This window comes from Nonlabens ulvanivorans (assembly GCF_000732625.1).
GTDB lineage: Bacteria > Bacteroidota > Bacteroidia > Flavobacteriales > Flavobacteriaceae > Nonlabens > Nonlabens ulvanivorans.
The window spans coordinates 609,092-623,327 of the sequence record NZ_JPJI01000026.1; the positions used below are offsets into that span (position 1 = coordinate 609,092).

13 protein-coding genes are annotated in these 14,236 nt (G+C 34.8%); 9 read left to right on the forward strand and 4 right to left on the reverse strand.

Annotation, left to right across the window (positions count from 1 at the left end; all coding sequences use genetic code 11):
• Window positions 1-39: 39 nt before the first annotated feature.
• Window positions 40-1,440, reverse strand: a complete 1,401-nt coding sequence (locus IL45_RS06670; RefSeq protein ID WP_200875688.1) for an RtcB family protein — start codon at window positions 1,438-1,440, stop codon at window positions 40-42.
• Window positions 1,441-1,641: 201 nt separating this feature from the next.
• Between IL45_RS06670 and IL45_RS06675 the strand changes: the two genes are divergently transcribed.
• The 7 genes from IL45_RS06675 to IL45_RS06705 all read left to right on the forward strand — a co-directional run bounded on the left by IL45_RS06675 (window position 1,642) and on the right by IL45_RS06705 (window position 10,345).
• Window positions 1,642-2,670, forward strand: a complete 1,029-nt coding sequence (locus tag IL45_RS06675) for a helix-turn-helix transcriptional regulator (protein ID WP_036581773.1) — start codon at window positions 1,642-1,644, stop codon at window positions 2,668-2,670.
• Between the two features lie 167 nt (window positions 2,671-2,837).
• Window positions 2,838-5,309 (forward strand): DUF5686 and carboxypeptidase regulatory-like domain-containing protein, encoded by a 2,472-nt coding sequence (locus IL45_RS06680; protein ID WP_036581775.1) that lies wholly within the window; start codon window positions 2,838-2,840, stop codon window positions 5,307-5,309.
• 222 nt (window positions 5,310-5,531) lie between these two features.
• Window positions 5,532-6,314: a tetratricopeptide repeat protein gene (locus IL45_RS06685; protein WP_036581777.1), complete on the forward strand. Its 783-nt coding sequence runs from the start codon at window positions 5,532-5,534 to the stop codon at window positions 6,312-6,314.
• Window positions 6,315-6,395: 81 nt separating this feature from the next.
• Entirely contained in the window at window positions 6,396-8,021 is a 1,626-nt protein-coding gene (locus IL45_RS06690; protein ID WP_036581780.1) for a T9SS type A sorting domain-containing protein, read from the forward strand.
• Window positions 8,022-8,249: 228 nt separating this feature from the next.
• Entirely contained in the window at window positions 8,250-9,026 is a 777-nt protein-coding gene (locus tag IL45_RS06695; RefSeq protein ID WP_036581782.1) for a toxin-antitoxin system YwqK family antitoxin, read from the forward strand.
• An 18-nt stretch (window positions 9,027-9,044) separates the two neighbouring features.
• Window positions 9,045-9,542 (forward strand): DUF2628 domain-containing protein, encoded by a 498-nt coding sequence (locus IL45_RS14770; RefSeq protein WP_051788678.1) that lies wholly within the window; start codon window positions 9,045-9,047, stop codon window positions 9,540-9,542.
• Window positions 9,543-9,565: 23 nt separating this feature from the next.
• Window positions 9,566-10,345: a hypothetical protein gene (locus tag IL45_RS06705; protein ID WP_146128673.1), complete on the forward strand. Its 780-nt coding sequence runs from the start codon at window positions 9,566-9,568 to the stop codon at window positions 10,343-10,345.
• Window positions 10,346-10,379: 34 nt separating this feature from the next.
• Here IL45_RS06705 and IL45_RS06710 read toward each other — a convergent pair whose 3' ends face one another.
• Window positions 10,380-11,231, reverse strand: coding sequence for an alpha/beta fold hydrolase (locus IL45_RS06710; protein WP_036581787.1), 852 nt, complete (start codon window positions 11,229-11,231; stop codon window positions 10,380-10,382).
• 201 nt (window positions 11,232-11,432) lie between these two features.
• Between IL45_RS06710 and IL45_RS06715 the strand changes: the two genes are divergently transcribed.
• Window positions 11,433-12,200: a CDP-alcohol phosphatidyltransferase family protein gene (locus tag IL45_RS06715; RefSeq protein WP_036581791.1), complete on the forward strand. Its 768-nt coding sequence runs from the start codon at window positions 11,433-11,435 to the stop codon at window positions 12,198-12,200.
• Between the two features lie 18 nt (window positions 12,201-12,218).
• Window positions 12,219-12,566, forward strand: a complete 348-nt coding sequence (locus tag IL45_RS06720; RefSeq protein WP_036581794.1) for a hypothetical protein — start codon at window positions 12,219-12,221, stop codon at window positions 12,564-12,566.
• A gap of 142 nt (window positions 12,567-12,708) precedes the next feature.
• On the opposite strand, the gene IL45_RS06725 is transcribed toward IL45_RS06720, so the two are convergent.
• Window positions 12,709-13,467, reverse strand: coding sequence for a thioredoxin family protein (locus tag IL45_RS06725; RefSeq protein ID WP_036581797.1), 759 nt, complete (start codon window positions 13,465-13,467; stop codon window positions 12,709-12,711).
• Window positions 13,468-13,479: 12 nt separating this feature from the next.
• Window positions 13,480-14,001 carry a TlpA family protein disulfide reductase gene (locus IL45_RS06730; RefSeq protein ID WP_036581801.1) on the reverse strand — a complete coding sequence of 174 codons (522 nt, stop codon included), beginning with the start codon at window positions 13,999-14,001 and terminating at the stop codon, window positions 13,480-13,482.
• Window positions 14,002-14,236: the final 235 nt, after the last annotated feature.

The following is a 14,236-nucleotide window of genomic DNA, read 5'->3' on the forward strand; positions in this document are numbered from 1 at the left end:
AAAAAGCTCTAACCATAGTTAGAGCTTTCTTTTTAAACATTATTTTCTTTTTTGTTTACGACGTCTTTTCACTCTCCATGGGGCATTCTTATCGACATCGCCTGCCATGATACAACCATACGGCATCACTTTCTCTATCACTTTACCTAAACCAAATTCACTCATTTGACTTCTTACAGAATCAGCGTCTTTATAAGCACTAGGTAATTCAGATATATCAATTTCATTTGAATAAAACCTAATATCTAATCCTTCTGTCTCCTCTTCAAAAATTTGTTCATTCGTTTTATGAGCTAAGTTTCTTTTATGTTGCGATCGACTCATATTTCTACCTGCACCATGAGGAGCAAATCCTAAATTATCATCTGTAGTATCTCCTTCGACAATTAAGATAGGCTCTGACATATTTAACGGTATCAATCGAGGACCTGTTATATCGGGCATAAACTTAGGATTCAACGGTGTCGCACCTTTTGCATGATAAAAAATATCATCATCTTTAAAAACAAAGTTATGTTCATTCCAAAACCTATTCTCAACAGAAGCACCAACTTTTTGAGCTATCGTATCATGGATTAATTCATGATTTAATTTAGTCCACTTTCTAATAATTTGAAGAGCTTTCCAATATTCTTTGCCTTCACGAGTTTCAAATGGAATCCACGCGTTCTGTTTTAAAGTTTGTGGAGAAATTAGTTGCCTGAATTTCTCTGCAACTTTCATACCTTGAGAATAAAGTCTTGCTCCAGGCGCTCTTGAACCATGATGAGTTACAAGCATTGTATGACCTGTTAATGAACTTTTACCCACAAATAGAAAATGATTACCATCACCTTGAGTTCCAAGATGTTCTTGAGCAAGAGACAAACCTCTCTCAGAATGTAAAAAGAAATTGTTTTTAAACTCTTCTTTCAATTCTGTAGGTAAGGCAAACTGTTTTCCTCTAGGTCTGCCACCAGGACCAAAATGAGTAGTTTGATGAGCCATATCTAAGACGATTTTAGGATCTATGTCTCCCAAATCCGTAAGCATAACTGAGCAACAAATATCTGCACTATGCATACCTGGGTGAATAGCATTTTTAGTAGCAACTATTCCTCCAACTGGAATCGTTCCTACCGGACCTGCTGGACAAGCGTCTGGCATGACGGCACCACTAACTACTGTCGGAGTTCTCATTACAGCATCCATTGTTGCTATCACTTTATCTACATTATCCTGCTCCTGTTCATTTTCGGCTTGAATGTTTAAGCTATAAGAAATAGGCTTCTTAAATAACTCCATCTCTGGTGGCAATCTAAATTGCTCTAAATAAGCCTCCATATCTTGTTGATTTAATTGATTTTGGTTGATAAAAGCTATCGCATCTTTAAACCAATGTGCGCTAGGGTAACCCAATGCAACTATCTCTTTTCCTGTTATTTTAATTTCTTTTTCCATCTTCTCTTTTAATAAGCTGCGCCATATCCTCTGTATGACGCAGCACCTCATTACGGGTTCATACCCTTTGTTTAACTATGATACAAATATGCACACCTTACTGCGCAGTCTTTTTGCGTAGTTAAAATTTAAATATCTATCATTGCATGTAGACACATTCAAAAACCTAATAGGTGCCTAATAATCAATATTTTAAAAATCATGGCTGTAAATAAAAATGCATTACTCAGGTATAAAACCATTGATAAATGTTTACAAAACACATATCGCACATGGACACTAGCAGATTTAGTAGCATACTGTTCGCAAACTTTATATGATTATGAAGGGCGAGATGTTTCTGTAAGTACAAGAACTGTCCAGCTTGATATTCAAATGATGCGTAGTGACAAACTAGGTTATAATGCGCCTATTGAGGTGTATGACCGTAAGTATTATAGATACAGTGATCCTAATTACACCATTACAGATATTCCAGTTACAGAAGCTGACATGTCTGTATTAACAGAAACCATGGAAATGCTGCGTCAGTTTAAGGATTTTTCATTCTTTGATGAATTAAAAGTTATCATAAATAAACTTCAAGATAAAATTCACACTGAGAATAGTGAGAAACCATCCATCATCTATTTAGAAAAAAATGAGAATTTAAAAGGTCTGGATTACCTAGACGAATTATACCAGGCGATTTTAAAAGAAGTAGTCATTATTCTAACCTATCAATCATTTAAGGCGAGACAACCTCAACATATGACTTTTCATCCACAGTTCTTAAGAGAATATAATAACCGATGGTTTGTCATAGGACTAGTGCAAAATGAGGATGGTATTAGAACGCTAGCTCTAGACAGAATTATCGAAATAGATTATGATCTAAAAATCGACTATCAATATGCTCAAATCAACCCCAAAGATTATTATAAAAATACGGTAGGTGTTACCGTTTTAGACCATCATCATACGGCTCATGTAGTCTTTAAGGTCAATAAGACAAATGCTCCTTATGTTGTCACTAAACCGTTTCACCATTCTCAAGAAATTATCTCTTTACAGGAAGATGGTAGTATGACTTTTCAAATATTTGTAAATTTAAACTTTGAATTAGAGCGATTAATTCTAGGTTTCGGCGAGTCGATTGAAGTCCTTAAACCAAGAAACTTACGACAAAGAATAAAAAGGAAAACCGCACTTGCAGCAAGAATTTATCAAAAGAAAAACAGGAATGAGTAAATTCTTTTATTTGATAAAAACATCTTCAACAAACATACACTGACCTAATTTCACATATATCTCACCCTTCAATTTTAAATCTCAGACAACCATTTCAAAAATGTTTCGTCTATATACAAAACGAGCCGTAAATTCGTTTGTAGGTGAACCACCAAACTAACTCTTCTATGAAAAATGTTCTATGTACCGTAATGCTTTTATGTTTTGCTTTCGCGCAAGCGCAATTATCTGGTACTTTATATGATGATCAAAAAGAACCTATCGCCTTTGCTTCTATATATGTTGAAAGTACTTACATAGGAACAACTACTAATAATAGTGGTCAATACACTCTTACATTTCCAGAAAACGGAACCTATAATGTCGTTTTTAAATCGCTAGGTTATAAAACACAAGTAGTAGAAATAGTGCTTAACGGTACTGCGGTTACTAAAGATATTACGCTTACTGAAGAGTTGACCACACTCGACGCTGTGGTAATCACAAATGGTGAGGATCCTGCTTACCGCATCATACGTGAGGCGATTAACAATAGAGAAGCTAACCGTAAGAAATTCTCGAGCTATACGGCAGATTTTTACTCGCGTGGTTTCTGGTATATGGATGATGTCCCAGAGAAATTTCTAGGTGAAGAGATAGGTGATCTAGAAGGATCACTAGACTCTTTAACGCGCAGCGGTATCGTTTACCTGTCTGAAACCGTGAGCGAAATCGCTTATGACGCACCAGACAATTTTAAAGAACGTATCGTGGCCAGCAAAGTCAGTGGTGATGATAATGGCTTTTCTGTTAACAGTGCCGAGAGTGCCAACTTCGACTTCTATAACAATAACATAGATTTAAACAATCGTATCGTATCGCCTATCGCAGACTATGCACTAGGATACTATGAATATAAATTGCTAGGTACCTTTTATGACGATAATAATTTTTTAATCAATAAAATACAGGTAAGCTCTCGCAGACCTAAGGACAACACCTTTAACGGTACGATTTATATTGTAGAAGATGATTGGACCATTTATGGTGTAGAGTTAACCACTCGTGGCGAGAACATCAACGTGCCTATCATTGAAGAATTGGTCTTTAATCAATCTTTTACCTATGAAGAAGCAAGTGGTGACTGGATAAAAAGATCGCAGTCTATCGATTTTCAATTTGCTTTTTTTGGCTTTAAAGGTTACGGTCGTTTTATAGCAAACTATACTAACTATGACTTTAAACCACAATTTGATAAAAAATATTTTGGCCCAGAAGTGTTGAGCTTTGCAGATGGTGCTAACAAAAAGGACAGCACCTACTGGAATGCAAAACGTCCTACACCACTTACCGTTGCCGAGACTGATGAGTACGTTAAGAAGGACAGTATATCTGCCGTGCGCAACGACCCAAAATATAAGGACAGTGTTGATGCCGTAAATAATAAATTAGACCTGCTTGAAATACTGACCGGTTATACTTATCGTAACTCAAATAACCGCAGTTCTATAGGTTATAAAGGTGTCACAGATTTTAAAGGTTTTAATACAGTACAAGGTTATGTACTAGGTACTGGACTGTTTTATTCAAAAGGATATGATGAGGATTATAACAAATACCTATATGCCAGTGTAGATGCAGACTACGGATTCTCTGATGATCGCGTGCGTTACAACGCATCCATCTATTATCGATTTAATAGAACAAACAGGCGTAGCCTGCGACTGTCTGGTGGTACCGCTGTACAGCAAATCAATAACAGTAATCCTATATCGACGATGGAAAACACGTTATCCAGCTTACTGTTTGAACGCAATTATGCCAAATTCTATGAAGTCGATTATGCCCGAGCTAGCTATAGTGAAGAACTCATCAACGGACTATTTGCAAACGCTTATGTCGGTTATGAAAGACGCCAGCCGTTAACCAACACAACAGACCAGGTTTTCTTCTCACAGTCAGACGTAGACTATACAAGGAATAATCCATTACAGCTGGACAACAGCAGACTTGCCTTAATCGATGAGCACGAGATGGTAAAAGTAGGTCTAGGACTGACCATACGACCAGGACAGAAATTCCAGAGCTATCCAGATCAGAAGTATAACATTAATAACGAAAAATACCCAACCATTACTCTTAACTATGAAGGTGCACTCGCTTCAGACAACAGCAACTATGACTATCACCAGTTTAGAGCAAGCCTTTATCAATCATTTGACATGGGTAATGTAGGACGCAGTAGTTACTGGGTAAACGGTGGTACTTTTATTAATGGCGATGGCATCTCATTTTTAGACTACCAGCACTTTAATGGGAATAGGTTACGTTATAAGTTACAAGCCTTAAATCCCTATGGTTTTGGTCTATTGAACTACTATGACTACAGTACAAACAGCGATTATGCACAAGTACACTTACAACACGATTTTAAAGGCTTTATACTAGGTAAAATCCCAGGATTAAATAAGCTTAACTATGACCTCATTTTAAGTGGTAAAGCGCTGTTTACAGACCGCAAACCTTATTTTGAGGCCAGTGCCGGAATTGATAATATTGGATTTGGTAAGTTCAGACCGTTCCGTGTGGACTATGTGCATAGTATCACCAGCGGTCGCAGTTATGGCGCCTTTGTGGTCGGTATTAACTTTGGGCTATAATACAAAAATACACATACCGCTTACGCGAAAAGTTAGACGCTAACACCTTGTGATAATAATTAACTTCTAAGTAAAAGACTCATACTTGTGTATGGGTCTTTTTTATTGGTATTTAACAGTATTTGCAATGATTAGAAGAATTTTCTACGATATAATATTTAAGCACTAAGTATATAAAACTATATTTAGTTGAATTAACAGAAACATTGATCTTCTATAGAAATGAAAAACATCACTTATCTATTACTCTTATTTCTAATAGTTATTGGCTGTAAGAGTAACTTATCAGACACAGAAGAAAAACAAGTTTCTGAATTGATCCGTAAAGCACAAGTCCATAGAATGAATGGTCATTTAAATCAAGCACAAGTTAACTACCTAAAGGCGTTAGAAATTGATCAAAACAATACTGCTATACGATATGAATTAATAGATGTTTATATTGAGAAAGATACTTTAGACCTAGCTTTTCAAGTTTTAAAACAAATCCCAGAAGAAGAAAGAGAATCAACAGATTACTATCATATAGAAGGTGGACTTTATGACTACAATGGTCAAAGTCAAAAAGCAATAGAAAGTTATCAAAAAGCCTTGAACCTGACCCAAATTCCAGTAGTTGTTAATCAGCAGGATTTGAATTTATTGATCAATTATGCAATGTTAGAAACTTTAGCCGGCAAGAAGGAACAAGGAGTTAATAGATTAAATAATACACTCTCTTTTTCATGGCTGACAGAAAGTGACAAAGCATTATTAGAAAATTTCAGAAATGAATTTGAATATTATCAAGGAACAGGAGTGGTAGAATTCCATACTAAAAGAGATTTTTCAATACTTACCAATGATCCAGATAGTTTAGGACAAGTTTTAAAAACTCATCATATCAATATCAAAGCAAAAAGTACAGGTCAACATCATGACTCTACCGAAATATTCTTTTCCAAAAAATTTAAATCTGGAATTGAGAAACTAGGAATAAAAACAGGTCTTAATAATAATCTTTAGTAAAAAAACGCCTTAGTGTAGCCATTGTTACTCAACTAATTAAAAGATGCCTTTACATTTGAGTATGACAATGTGTACCTTATGAAAAATTATCTAAAAACAGCTCTTTTTACTATTGCTAGTGTATTGCTTTTTAATGCAACTCATGCACAAGTAGCACCTTTTGAAATCACCCTAGAACCTATTACAATTCCTCAATTAGGTGGCTTGCAATCCTATGCATTTGGTCAGGCAAATGGAAAGTGGTTGATTCTAGGTGGTCGTTTAGATGGACTACATCGCAGGCAACCATGGGCATCTTTTGATGTAGCAGGACATAATAATGAACTGATCGTCGTAGATCCTGTATCACTGCAAAAATGGAGTGCTCCATTAACGTCTTTACCTTCCAGTATTCAAGAGCAGTTAAGTGCTACTAATATGGAGTTTTATCAGGAAAACGATTACCTGTATTGTCTAGGTGGCTATGGCTACAGCCCTACAGCAAATGATCATACTACTTTTGATAAACTTACTGCGATTAAAGTACCTGATGTCATTAATGCTATTATAAATAACACCAGCTTTACAAGTTATTTTAGACAAATTACAGATACGCAATTTCAAGTTACTGGTGGACGCCTCAAAAAAATTAATAATACTTTTTATCTCTTAGGTGGCCAGAAATTTATTGGGCGATATAATCCTATGGGACCTAACAATGGACCTGGTTTTATACAAGAATATACCAATGCGATTAGAAAATTTAATCTTACAGATGATGGCACAACCATTAGCGTAACACATCTTGCACCATATATCGATAGCGCCAACTTGCACCGAAGAGATTATAATGCGGAGTCTCAAATTTTGCCTAATGGTAGCGAAGGAATTACGATGTTCTCGGGTATTTTTCAGCCTACTGCTAACCTACCTTTTTTAAATTCAGTTACTGTAGACGCCAATAACTACACTGTAAATAATACCTTCCAACAATACTACAATCATTATCATTGCCCAGTATTACCTATTTATTCTGCTACAGATAATGAGATGCATACGGTATTCTTTGGTGGTATCGCACAGTTCTATGATAACGCAGGCACTTTAGTGCAAGATGACAATGTCCCTTTTGTAAACACTATTGCCAGAGTCACTAGAGATCAAACCGGCAGTATGGCCGAGTATAAATTACCTATAGTAATGCCATCACTTCTAGGTGCTGGTGCAGAGTTTATTCCAGACTTAAGTTTTCCTCGTTTTAACAACGAAGTATTAAAACTCGATCAATTAACGACAACCAGTACTTTAGTAGGATATATATATGGTGGAATCAGTAGTACGCAACCTAATATTTTCTTTATCAATGACGGCACCCAAAGCAGCGCAAACCATCAAATCTTTAAAGTTAAAATTAAGAAATCAAGTTCTTTATCTATAGATGATTTAAATGAATCAAGTATCAACCATTTGAACTTGAGAATTTATCCTAATCCTAATTATGGTCAATTAAAAATAGCCTTTAACTTAAAAACATTAGACGACGTTACCTTAACTATTCATGATGTAAAAGGATCTGTTGTTGATACTACATTATTAACTAATCTAATGATAGGTGAGAATATCTTTGAGAAAGAAGTACAGCAATTAAATCACGATAGTGTTTATTTAATTTCGTTAGAAACTAGAAATCAAAAAAGCACACACAAACTAGTCATTAAAAAGTAATGCCCTATTACACATAGAAGTGAACTTAAAAAAGTTGACTTCTCGTCATACCCAATCCTTTAAAGCTCTAAGAATCCATCACAGGATTTTAGAGCTTTTTTTTAATAAGTTTTTAACGGTTAGAGGAATTTTCTTTGATGAGGTTCTTTTATTTTAGGTGACGACAGTATCTTACTAATATTATAATTTTAATCTAGTCATTAGATTAAAAACATCAACAACTCACCTATGCACTTTATTAATAGACTTGTATCAATACTAAAATGTGTTTTAATATGTGTAATACTTATACAGTGTAAAAATTCTAGTACAGCATTAAAAGAATCTCAAGAATTAAAAACAGTAGAGAATAGTACTCCTATACCCTTTACAGATTATTATCCTTCAGGAAACCTTAAAACAAAAGGGCAATTACTGCACGATAAAAAAACGGGTACATGGATTTCTTATCTTGAAAATGGAGACGAAAAATCAATTCAAAATTATAAAAATGATGTTCTAGATGGTTTTCAAAAAACACTGTACTCGCAAGAACTTTACATGGAAGGCGATTTTAAGCAAGGTGTAAAAATTGGTACTTGGAAAAGCTATTTTAAAAACAATCATCAACTTAAATATCTCAAACATTTCGATAATAATGGTAACAGTACTGGTAAATGGGAAAGTTATTACGACAGCGGCGAATTATCTTTAATTGAAAATCATGTCAACAATCAAGCGCATGGATTGCAAACACAATACTTTAAAAATGGTCAAATAAGTAGTACCGGAAAACTGGTTAATGGTAAGAACCATGGTTTATGGAATCATTACTATGACACTGGCGTACTACAATGCGTGAAAGAATTCAAAATAGGTGTTGAAGAAGGCGTATACAAACAGTATTATGAAAACGGCACCCTATATAAAGAAGGCACTAAAACCAACTTTAAAAAAACTGGTGTTTGGAAAACATACAACCGGCAAGGAACTATTATTGAAACCAAATCATACGACCATCCATAAAATTAATAGATAAAAATTATGAACGACCCATTAAATACAGACAGAGAAACCAACTGGGAATTAGCCGCCTTTGTAGGTGAGAATCGAGCTTATTATTTAGAGAAATGGGAAAGCTTAAAAAACGGTAGTGTTTTATCTTTTAATTTCTACGCATTTTTATTTGGTATCACTTGGCTACTTTATAGAAAAATGTATCGTGAAGCAGGTATTTTATTTGCCATCATCCTTGTTGAGTCCGAGGTTACTTTTAATCTTGTTGGTGAGAATGGTGCGGTAGATATAGCAATTAGAATCTTCTATTCACTAGCCATTGGTTTTACGGCAAATTACTTTTACCTCAAACATGCCGAAAGAGAAATTCAGAAATTGAATGAACAATTTCAAGACCCTACTGCATTAAAAGAACTTATTATAAAGAAAGGTGGCACGTCTTGGGTTTCGGTAATAGTAGGAATAGCAATTATCGTTGGGTTATCGCTACTTCTCGCTTATTTATTAGGTGACTTGAATTTTTAGTTATGAGAATTTTCAAATTTTGGATGAAATATTCTAGAGAACTCTCTATAAATGGAATTAAACAACTCTCTACCACCTATGGAGGTTCTAATATCTCTGAAGATGAAGCTATTAAAGATGCTATTCTCAAACTTAACAACGCTCAAAAAAGAATCAATGGCGAGCTAGGCAGAAATAGAGATTATGAAGCAGACATCAGAGAAGAGATTATAGAAACAATTAATCAAGATAATATCATTACCAGAAATAGATATGGTGCACTGGTATTAAATTCTAAAAAATTAATGTTTATTGATATTGATGAATACTCATCTTCTGTAAGCGACCTTATCTTCAGAAGAACGTATTCTCAAAAACAGTTAATGCTGCGCAAGATTGAGAAAACAGCACAAAAAAAGGATTATCATCAACTGGGATTCAGAATATACGAGACCGCAAAAGGTTATCGTGTTTTAGTAACTAATAAAGATTTTGATCCTAGGAGTTATGAATCAAAGCGCATGATGAGAGATTTTAACGCAGATCATTTATACCGCTGGTTGTGCAGAAAACAGAATTGTTATCGCGCAAGATTAACACCTAAACCGCATCGCATCAATTTAAAAAGGATTAAAGTAATTTTCCCAAACAGGACAGCCGTACAGCAACAAGAATTAACAAATTGGCTTCATGAATATGAACTGAAATCTCAACGATCTTCTAGTTGTCATCTGGTAAAAGAAATTGGTCAGGTACGCACTAATGAAGCCATTGAATACCACGATCGATTGAGCGGTGTTAAATGGGAATATAATCTCGCTTAAATAAACCTTAAGTTGAAAGCAACACCACGATCGGCTACTGGGTTTGCTTTATTTTTTTAATCATTTCTAGCAAATAAGGTATAACCAGTTCCGGTCTTGCCCAGGCAATCTCGTGTCCCAAACCTGAGATAGGAACTACCTCAACATTTGAAAAAACAGATTGGCTATATGCCACGTTAATAAAAGGCACCAGTTCATCACGATCACCATGAATATGCATTACAGGAACGTTAACCTGTGACCAATCTTTTTCTATAGCAGCCAGTTCTTGTGCATGTACGGTTTTCTCATCTCCAGCCACTCGATAACCTGTAGGAACTAGCCACCGTGTTAACCACCATTGTGTAAAATCTGATTGCCAGACTCTTTTTTCATTGTCTGGATCAATCGCTGGCGACACCATTACAACAGCTTTTATATGATCATTTTCTATAGGTAATCGAGCAGCTACTGGACCACCATAGGAAGTACCTATGGCTATAACGTTCTTAAGATTCAATTGATTTATAACCTCACTTATAACCTTAGTCTGTGTATCTATAGAGATCATTTGTTTTCCAAAATTTGAATAGCCATAACCAGGTCGATCAATAGCGTGCAACTTTACGGTATGACGCAACGTGCTATCTTTTAAATAAGCCTGCCATGCCGTTAAGGAGCTGGGCGATCCATGTAAAAAAACTAGATTGTAATCCTCTATACCTTGCGTGACACTTTGCACACGGACCTTTAAATCCAGACTATCAATCTCAACATACGAGATGCTGGTTGGTATGTCTGCTTTCGCGAAAGCGGAATATATAGCCTCATCGGGTAATCGATATTGTAAACTTTTACAAGAGCTAAGAAATAGTAAACCTAGTAGAAAGAAAAAAAGAAGCCTCATGAGTTAATTATGACGTGATATAAAAGTAAGTTAATTTAGATAGTGATGAGATGTTATTCAACAAGTAAGAGATTAAGATGTACAAATAGAAATAGAGAAACGTGAAGTGACCTACAGTAGTTTACTATAAAGCTGTTTAGGTCGTATATTTGCAACCGTTAAAATTGGTATATTCCACATTACTGCTTTCTATGACATTACATGTCCAAACTTCCTCAAGAGCATAAATTTATCGATCTGTCCGATTATGGACGACCGATAGCAAAAATTATAGCTACTTCATTAAAAAATACAGCAGCAACACCAGTTCATGTGACCATAGGTTTTATAATATCTGGTCTTATAGCTGTTTATTGCATCTTAACAGGTTACTACTGGATTGCAGGTTTCTTTCTTATTCTTAAGTCCATATTAGACGCAGCAGATGGTGAGCTGGCTCGAATTAAACAAAAGCCATCTTACACAGGTCGTTATCTAGATTCTGTAGCAGACATTTTGCTTAACGCCATCATCTTTTTAACCATATGGTATGTCACAGACACTAGTTTATGGGTATGTATCACCGCTTTTATAGGGCTTCAATTACAAGGTACCTTATATAATTACTATTATGTCATCCTGCGCAATAAGTTTAATGGTGATAGAACCAGTCGTGTGTTTGAAAACAAAACTCCGATAGCATTAGATGGTGAAAAGCAACAACATGTTGATGTGCTCTTTAAGCTTTATAAATTTCTATATGGCGCCTTTGATAAGGCAATATATGTTTTAGATCCTAGAGCAGGTTATGGTAAACCATTACCTAAATGGTTTATGACCAGTGTATCCACCTTTGGTTTAGGATTTCAATTACTTATAATTTCAGTAATGCTCATTCTAGGATTTAAAGCTTTCATTCTTCCCTTCTTTTTATGTTATACCGTGATGGTATTGATCTTTGTAGAGATTAGAAAAATGTTTTTTAAATGATAAATGGTTAACCAGTAGATGAGTTTTAAAACATTTCATAAAAACCTTGTAGTTAATTGTCAGATGATTACATTTCCTGACCAAGTTATGGAAGTACTAGAATATGACGACTTTTATGTGGTAATGACAGATTATCATCAATCCAGTACTAATGAAAATGTTTATGGTATTGACCCTAATGGATTTATATTGTGGCAAATAAGTACATTTAAAAGTTCTATTGAAAATAAAGAGGTTAAGGATCTTTTCTTTAACCCGTATACCTCAATCGAAAAGTTAAATTCACGACATGTTAAACTTATAGATTTTAATAATCAGTCCATAATAATAGAAGCCTATAGCGGTTGTCTTTCTGATGATAAGTAATTCTAAATGGCGTAAGCTATAATCTCTATAAAACGATTTTTGGCAAGTATATACAATAAAAAAGCTGTCTTAAAAATAGCGTTCAAATCAAACTATAACTTGCTATTTTTTATAGACAGCCTTAACAATCTATATCAATAAATTAAGCTCTGCTTGCCTTTACGGGACAACCTATTGCCTTTGTAAAATTAAGCTCTGGCTTTTCACCTCTTTCTAAAGCATTTATAGCGTTTTCTAGATATTTGACTTTAACATCCTTGGCAGATTTTGCATTATCATCGATGGTACCTATATATTGCACTTTACGGTCCTGATCTAGAAGAAAAACGTGTGGTGTGCGCACTGCTCCATATTGCGGATAAATTTTCTGTCCTTCATCAACTAAATATGGAAAAGGGAAGTTTTTATCTTTTGCTCTTTGCTGCATCGCTGCATAGCCTTCTTTTTCATCTTCTGGACTGTTGGGATTAATGGCAACTACGCTATATCCTTTAGGTGCATAAGCATTATGCAACGCTATCAAACGGTCTTCATACATTTTTGCAAAAGGACATTCATTACAAGTGAAAGTAACGATATAACCTTTGGCATTTTCTATACTCTCAAGTGATACCACAGAACCACCTACATCTTTAAGGTTGAAATCTGTTGCAACATCTCCTATGGCATAACCACCGACCTCTTCGAGAGTTTTGGTCTGTTCTGGGCTACCACCTTTAGGAGGTCCTTTTCTCTCACCATGTGGTGGTCCTTTTCTTTCCTTATCGTGATGAGAATGATCTTTATCGCTATGATGATTTTCAGTTTGTAAATTGTTATTCTCATTAGCCTCATTCTTACAAGAAAGTATGGTTAATGCAGTAAAACACATTACTGCAATACTTAATAATATTTTTTTCATCTCAAAAATTGTTTAGTTATAAAATTGGTTTATTTGATTTTGAAAATCTTCTTCATTTTCAAAGGACTGTTCTAGATATAAGCGTTTATCTTTATTAAAAATGATGGTAAATGGTATAGCACCAGACCAACTAGGATCTATTTGATTAATCCAATAATTAGCATCGGGATCATCCATTAAAATAACACGTGACTTGATATTATTATCTTTCAAAAAAGGTTTTAACCTAGTCTCAACATCATTTGTAAAATCCATACTTACTAGTAACATATCTATATCAGGATTTTGACTTGCCACCTGTTGTAAATAGGGTAGTTCTGCGACACACGGCGCGCACCACATTGCCCAAAAGTTAACTACATGGATGCGGTCATCTTCAGTTTCTAGATAAGGTTGCAACCCATTATAATCGACAATATCGATTGTATCGTGACTATACTCTTTCGATTCAAACACTTGACTATCAGCATTATTATTTTTACAACTCAATGTAATCAACATGATAAACACGTAATAGAATTTGATACTTTTCATTAAAGATTGGTCCAGATAATTTTATCACTAAGACTTTAAATAAATCAAAAGGTTTAAACGTAGGGTCTTTTATTAACTCGCTTTCGCGAAAGCGTAAATACGATCTGCATAAAGTGCATGAAACGATAAAAACAGACATCATCATTAAAATTTATACTGTTATAAGCAGCACAGAATCAAGAGGTAATAAAACTCTTATTTAGATTTATTATAAATAGTTTGGTTGCTTTAAAAG

What these genes read in the sequence shown, in the direction of transcription:
- IL45_RS06720 (WP_036581794.1), top strand. Translation starts at nt 12,219, where the DNA reads ATGAGTTTTAAAACATTTCATAAAAACCTTGTAGTTAATTGTCAGATG.
- IL45_RS06675 (WP_036581773.1), top strand. Translation starts at nt 1,642, where the DNA reads ATGGCTGTAAATAAAAATGCATTACTCAGGTATAAAACCATTGATAAA.
- IL45_RS06705 (WP_146128673.1), top strand. Translation starts at nt 9,566, where the DNA reads ATGAAATATTCTAGAGAACTCTCTATAAATGGAATTAAACAACTCTCT.
- IL45_RS06730 (WP_036581801.1), bottom strand. Translation starts at nt 14,001, where the DNA reads ATGAAAAGTATCAAATTCTATTACGTGTTTATCATGTTGATTACATTG.
- IL45_RS06690 (WP_036581780.1), top strand. Translation starts at nt 6,396, where the DNA reads ATGAAAAATTATCTAAAAACAGCTCTTTTTACTATTGCTAGTGTATTG.
- IL45_RS14770 (WP_051788678.1), top strand. Translation starts at nt 9,045, where the DNA reads ATGAACGACCCATTAAATACAGACAGAGAAACCAACTGGGAATTAGCC.
- IL45_RS06725 (WP_036581797.1), bottom strand. Translation starts at nt 13,467, where the DNA reads ATGAAAAAAATATTATTAAGTATTGCAGTAATGTGTTTTACTGCATTA.
- IL45_RS06710 (WP_036581787.1), bottom strand. Translation starts at nt 11,231, where the DNA reads ATGAGGCTTCTTTTTTTCTTTCTACTAGGTTTACTATTTCTTAGCTCT.
- IL45_RS06695 (WP_036581782.1), top strand. Translation starts at nt 8,250, where the DNA reads ATGCACTTTATTAATAGACTTGTATCAATACTAAAATGTGTTTTAATA.
- IL45_RS06670 (WP_200875688.1), bottom strand. Translation starts at nt 1,440, where the DNA reads ATGGAAAAAGAAATTAAAATAACAGGAAAAGAGATAGTTGCATTGGGT.
- IL45_RS06715 (WP_036581791.1), top strand. Translation starts at nt 11,433, where the DNA reads ATGTCCAAACTTCCTCAAGAGCATAAATTTATCGATCTGTCCGATTAT.
- IL45_RS06685 (WP_036581777.1), top strand. Translation starts at nt 5,532, where the DNA reads ATGAAAAACATCACTTATCTATTACTCTTATTTCTAATAGTTATTGGC.
- IL45_RS06680 (WP_036581775.1), top strand. Translation starts at nt 2,838, where the DNA reads ATGAAAAATGTTCTATGTACCGTAATGCTTTTATGTTTTGCTTTCGCG.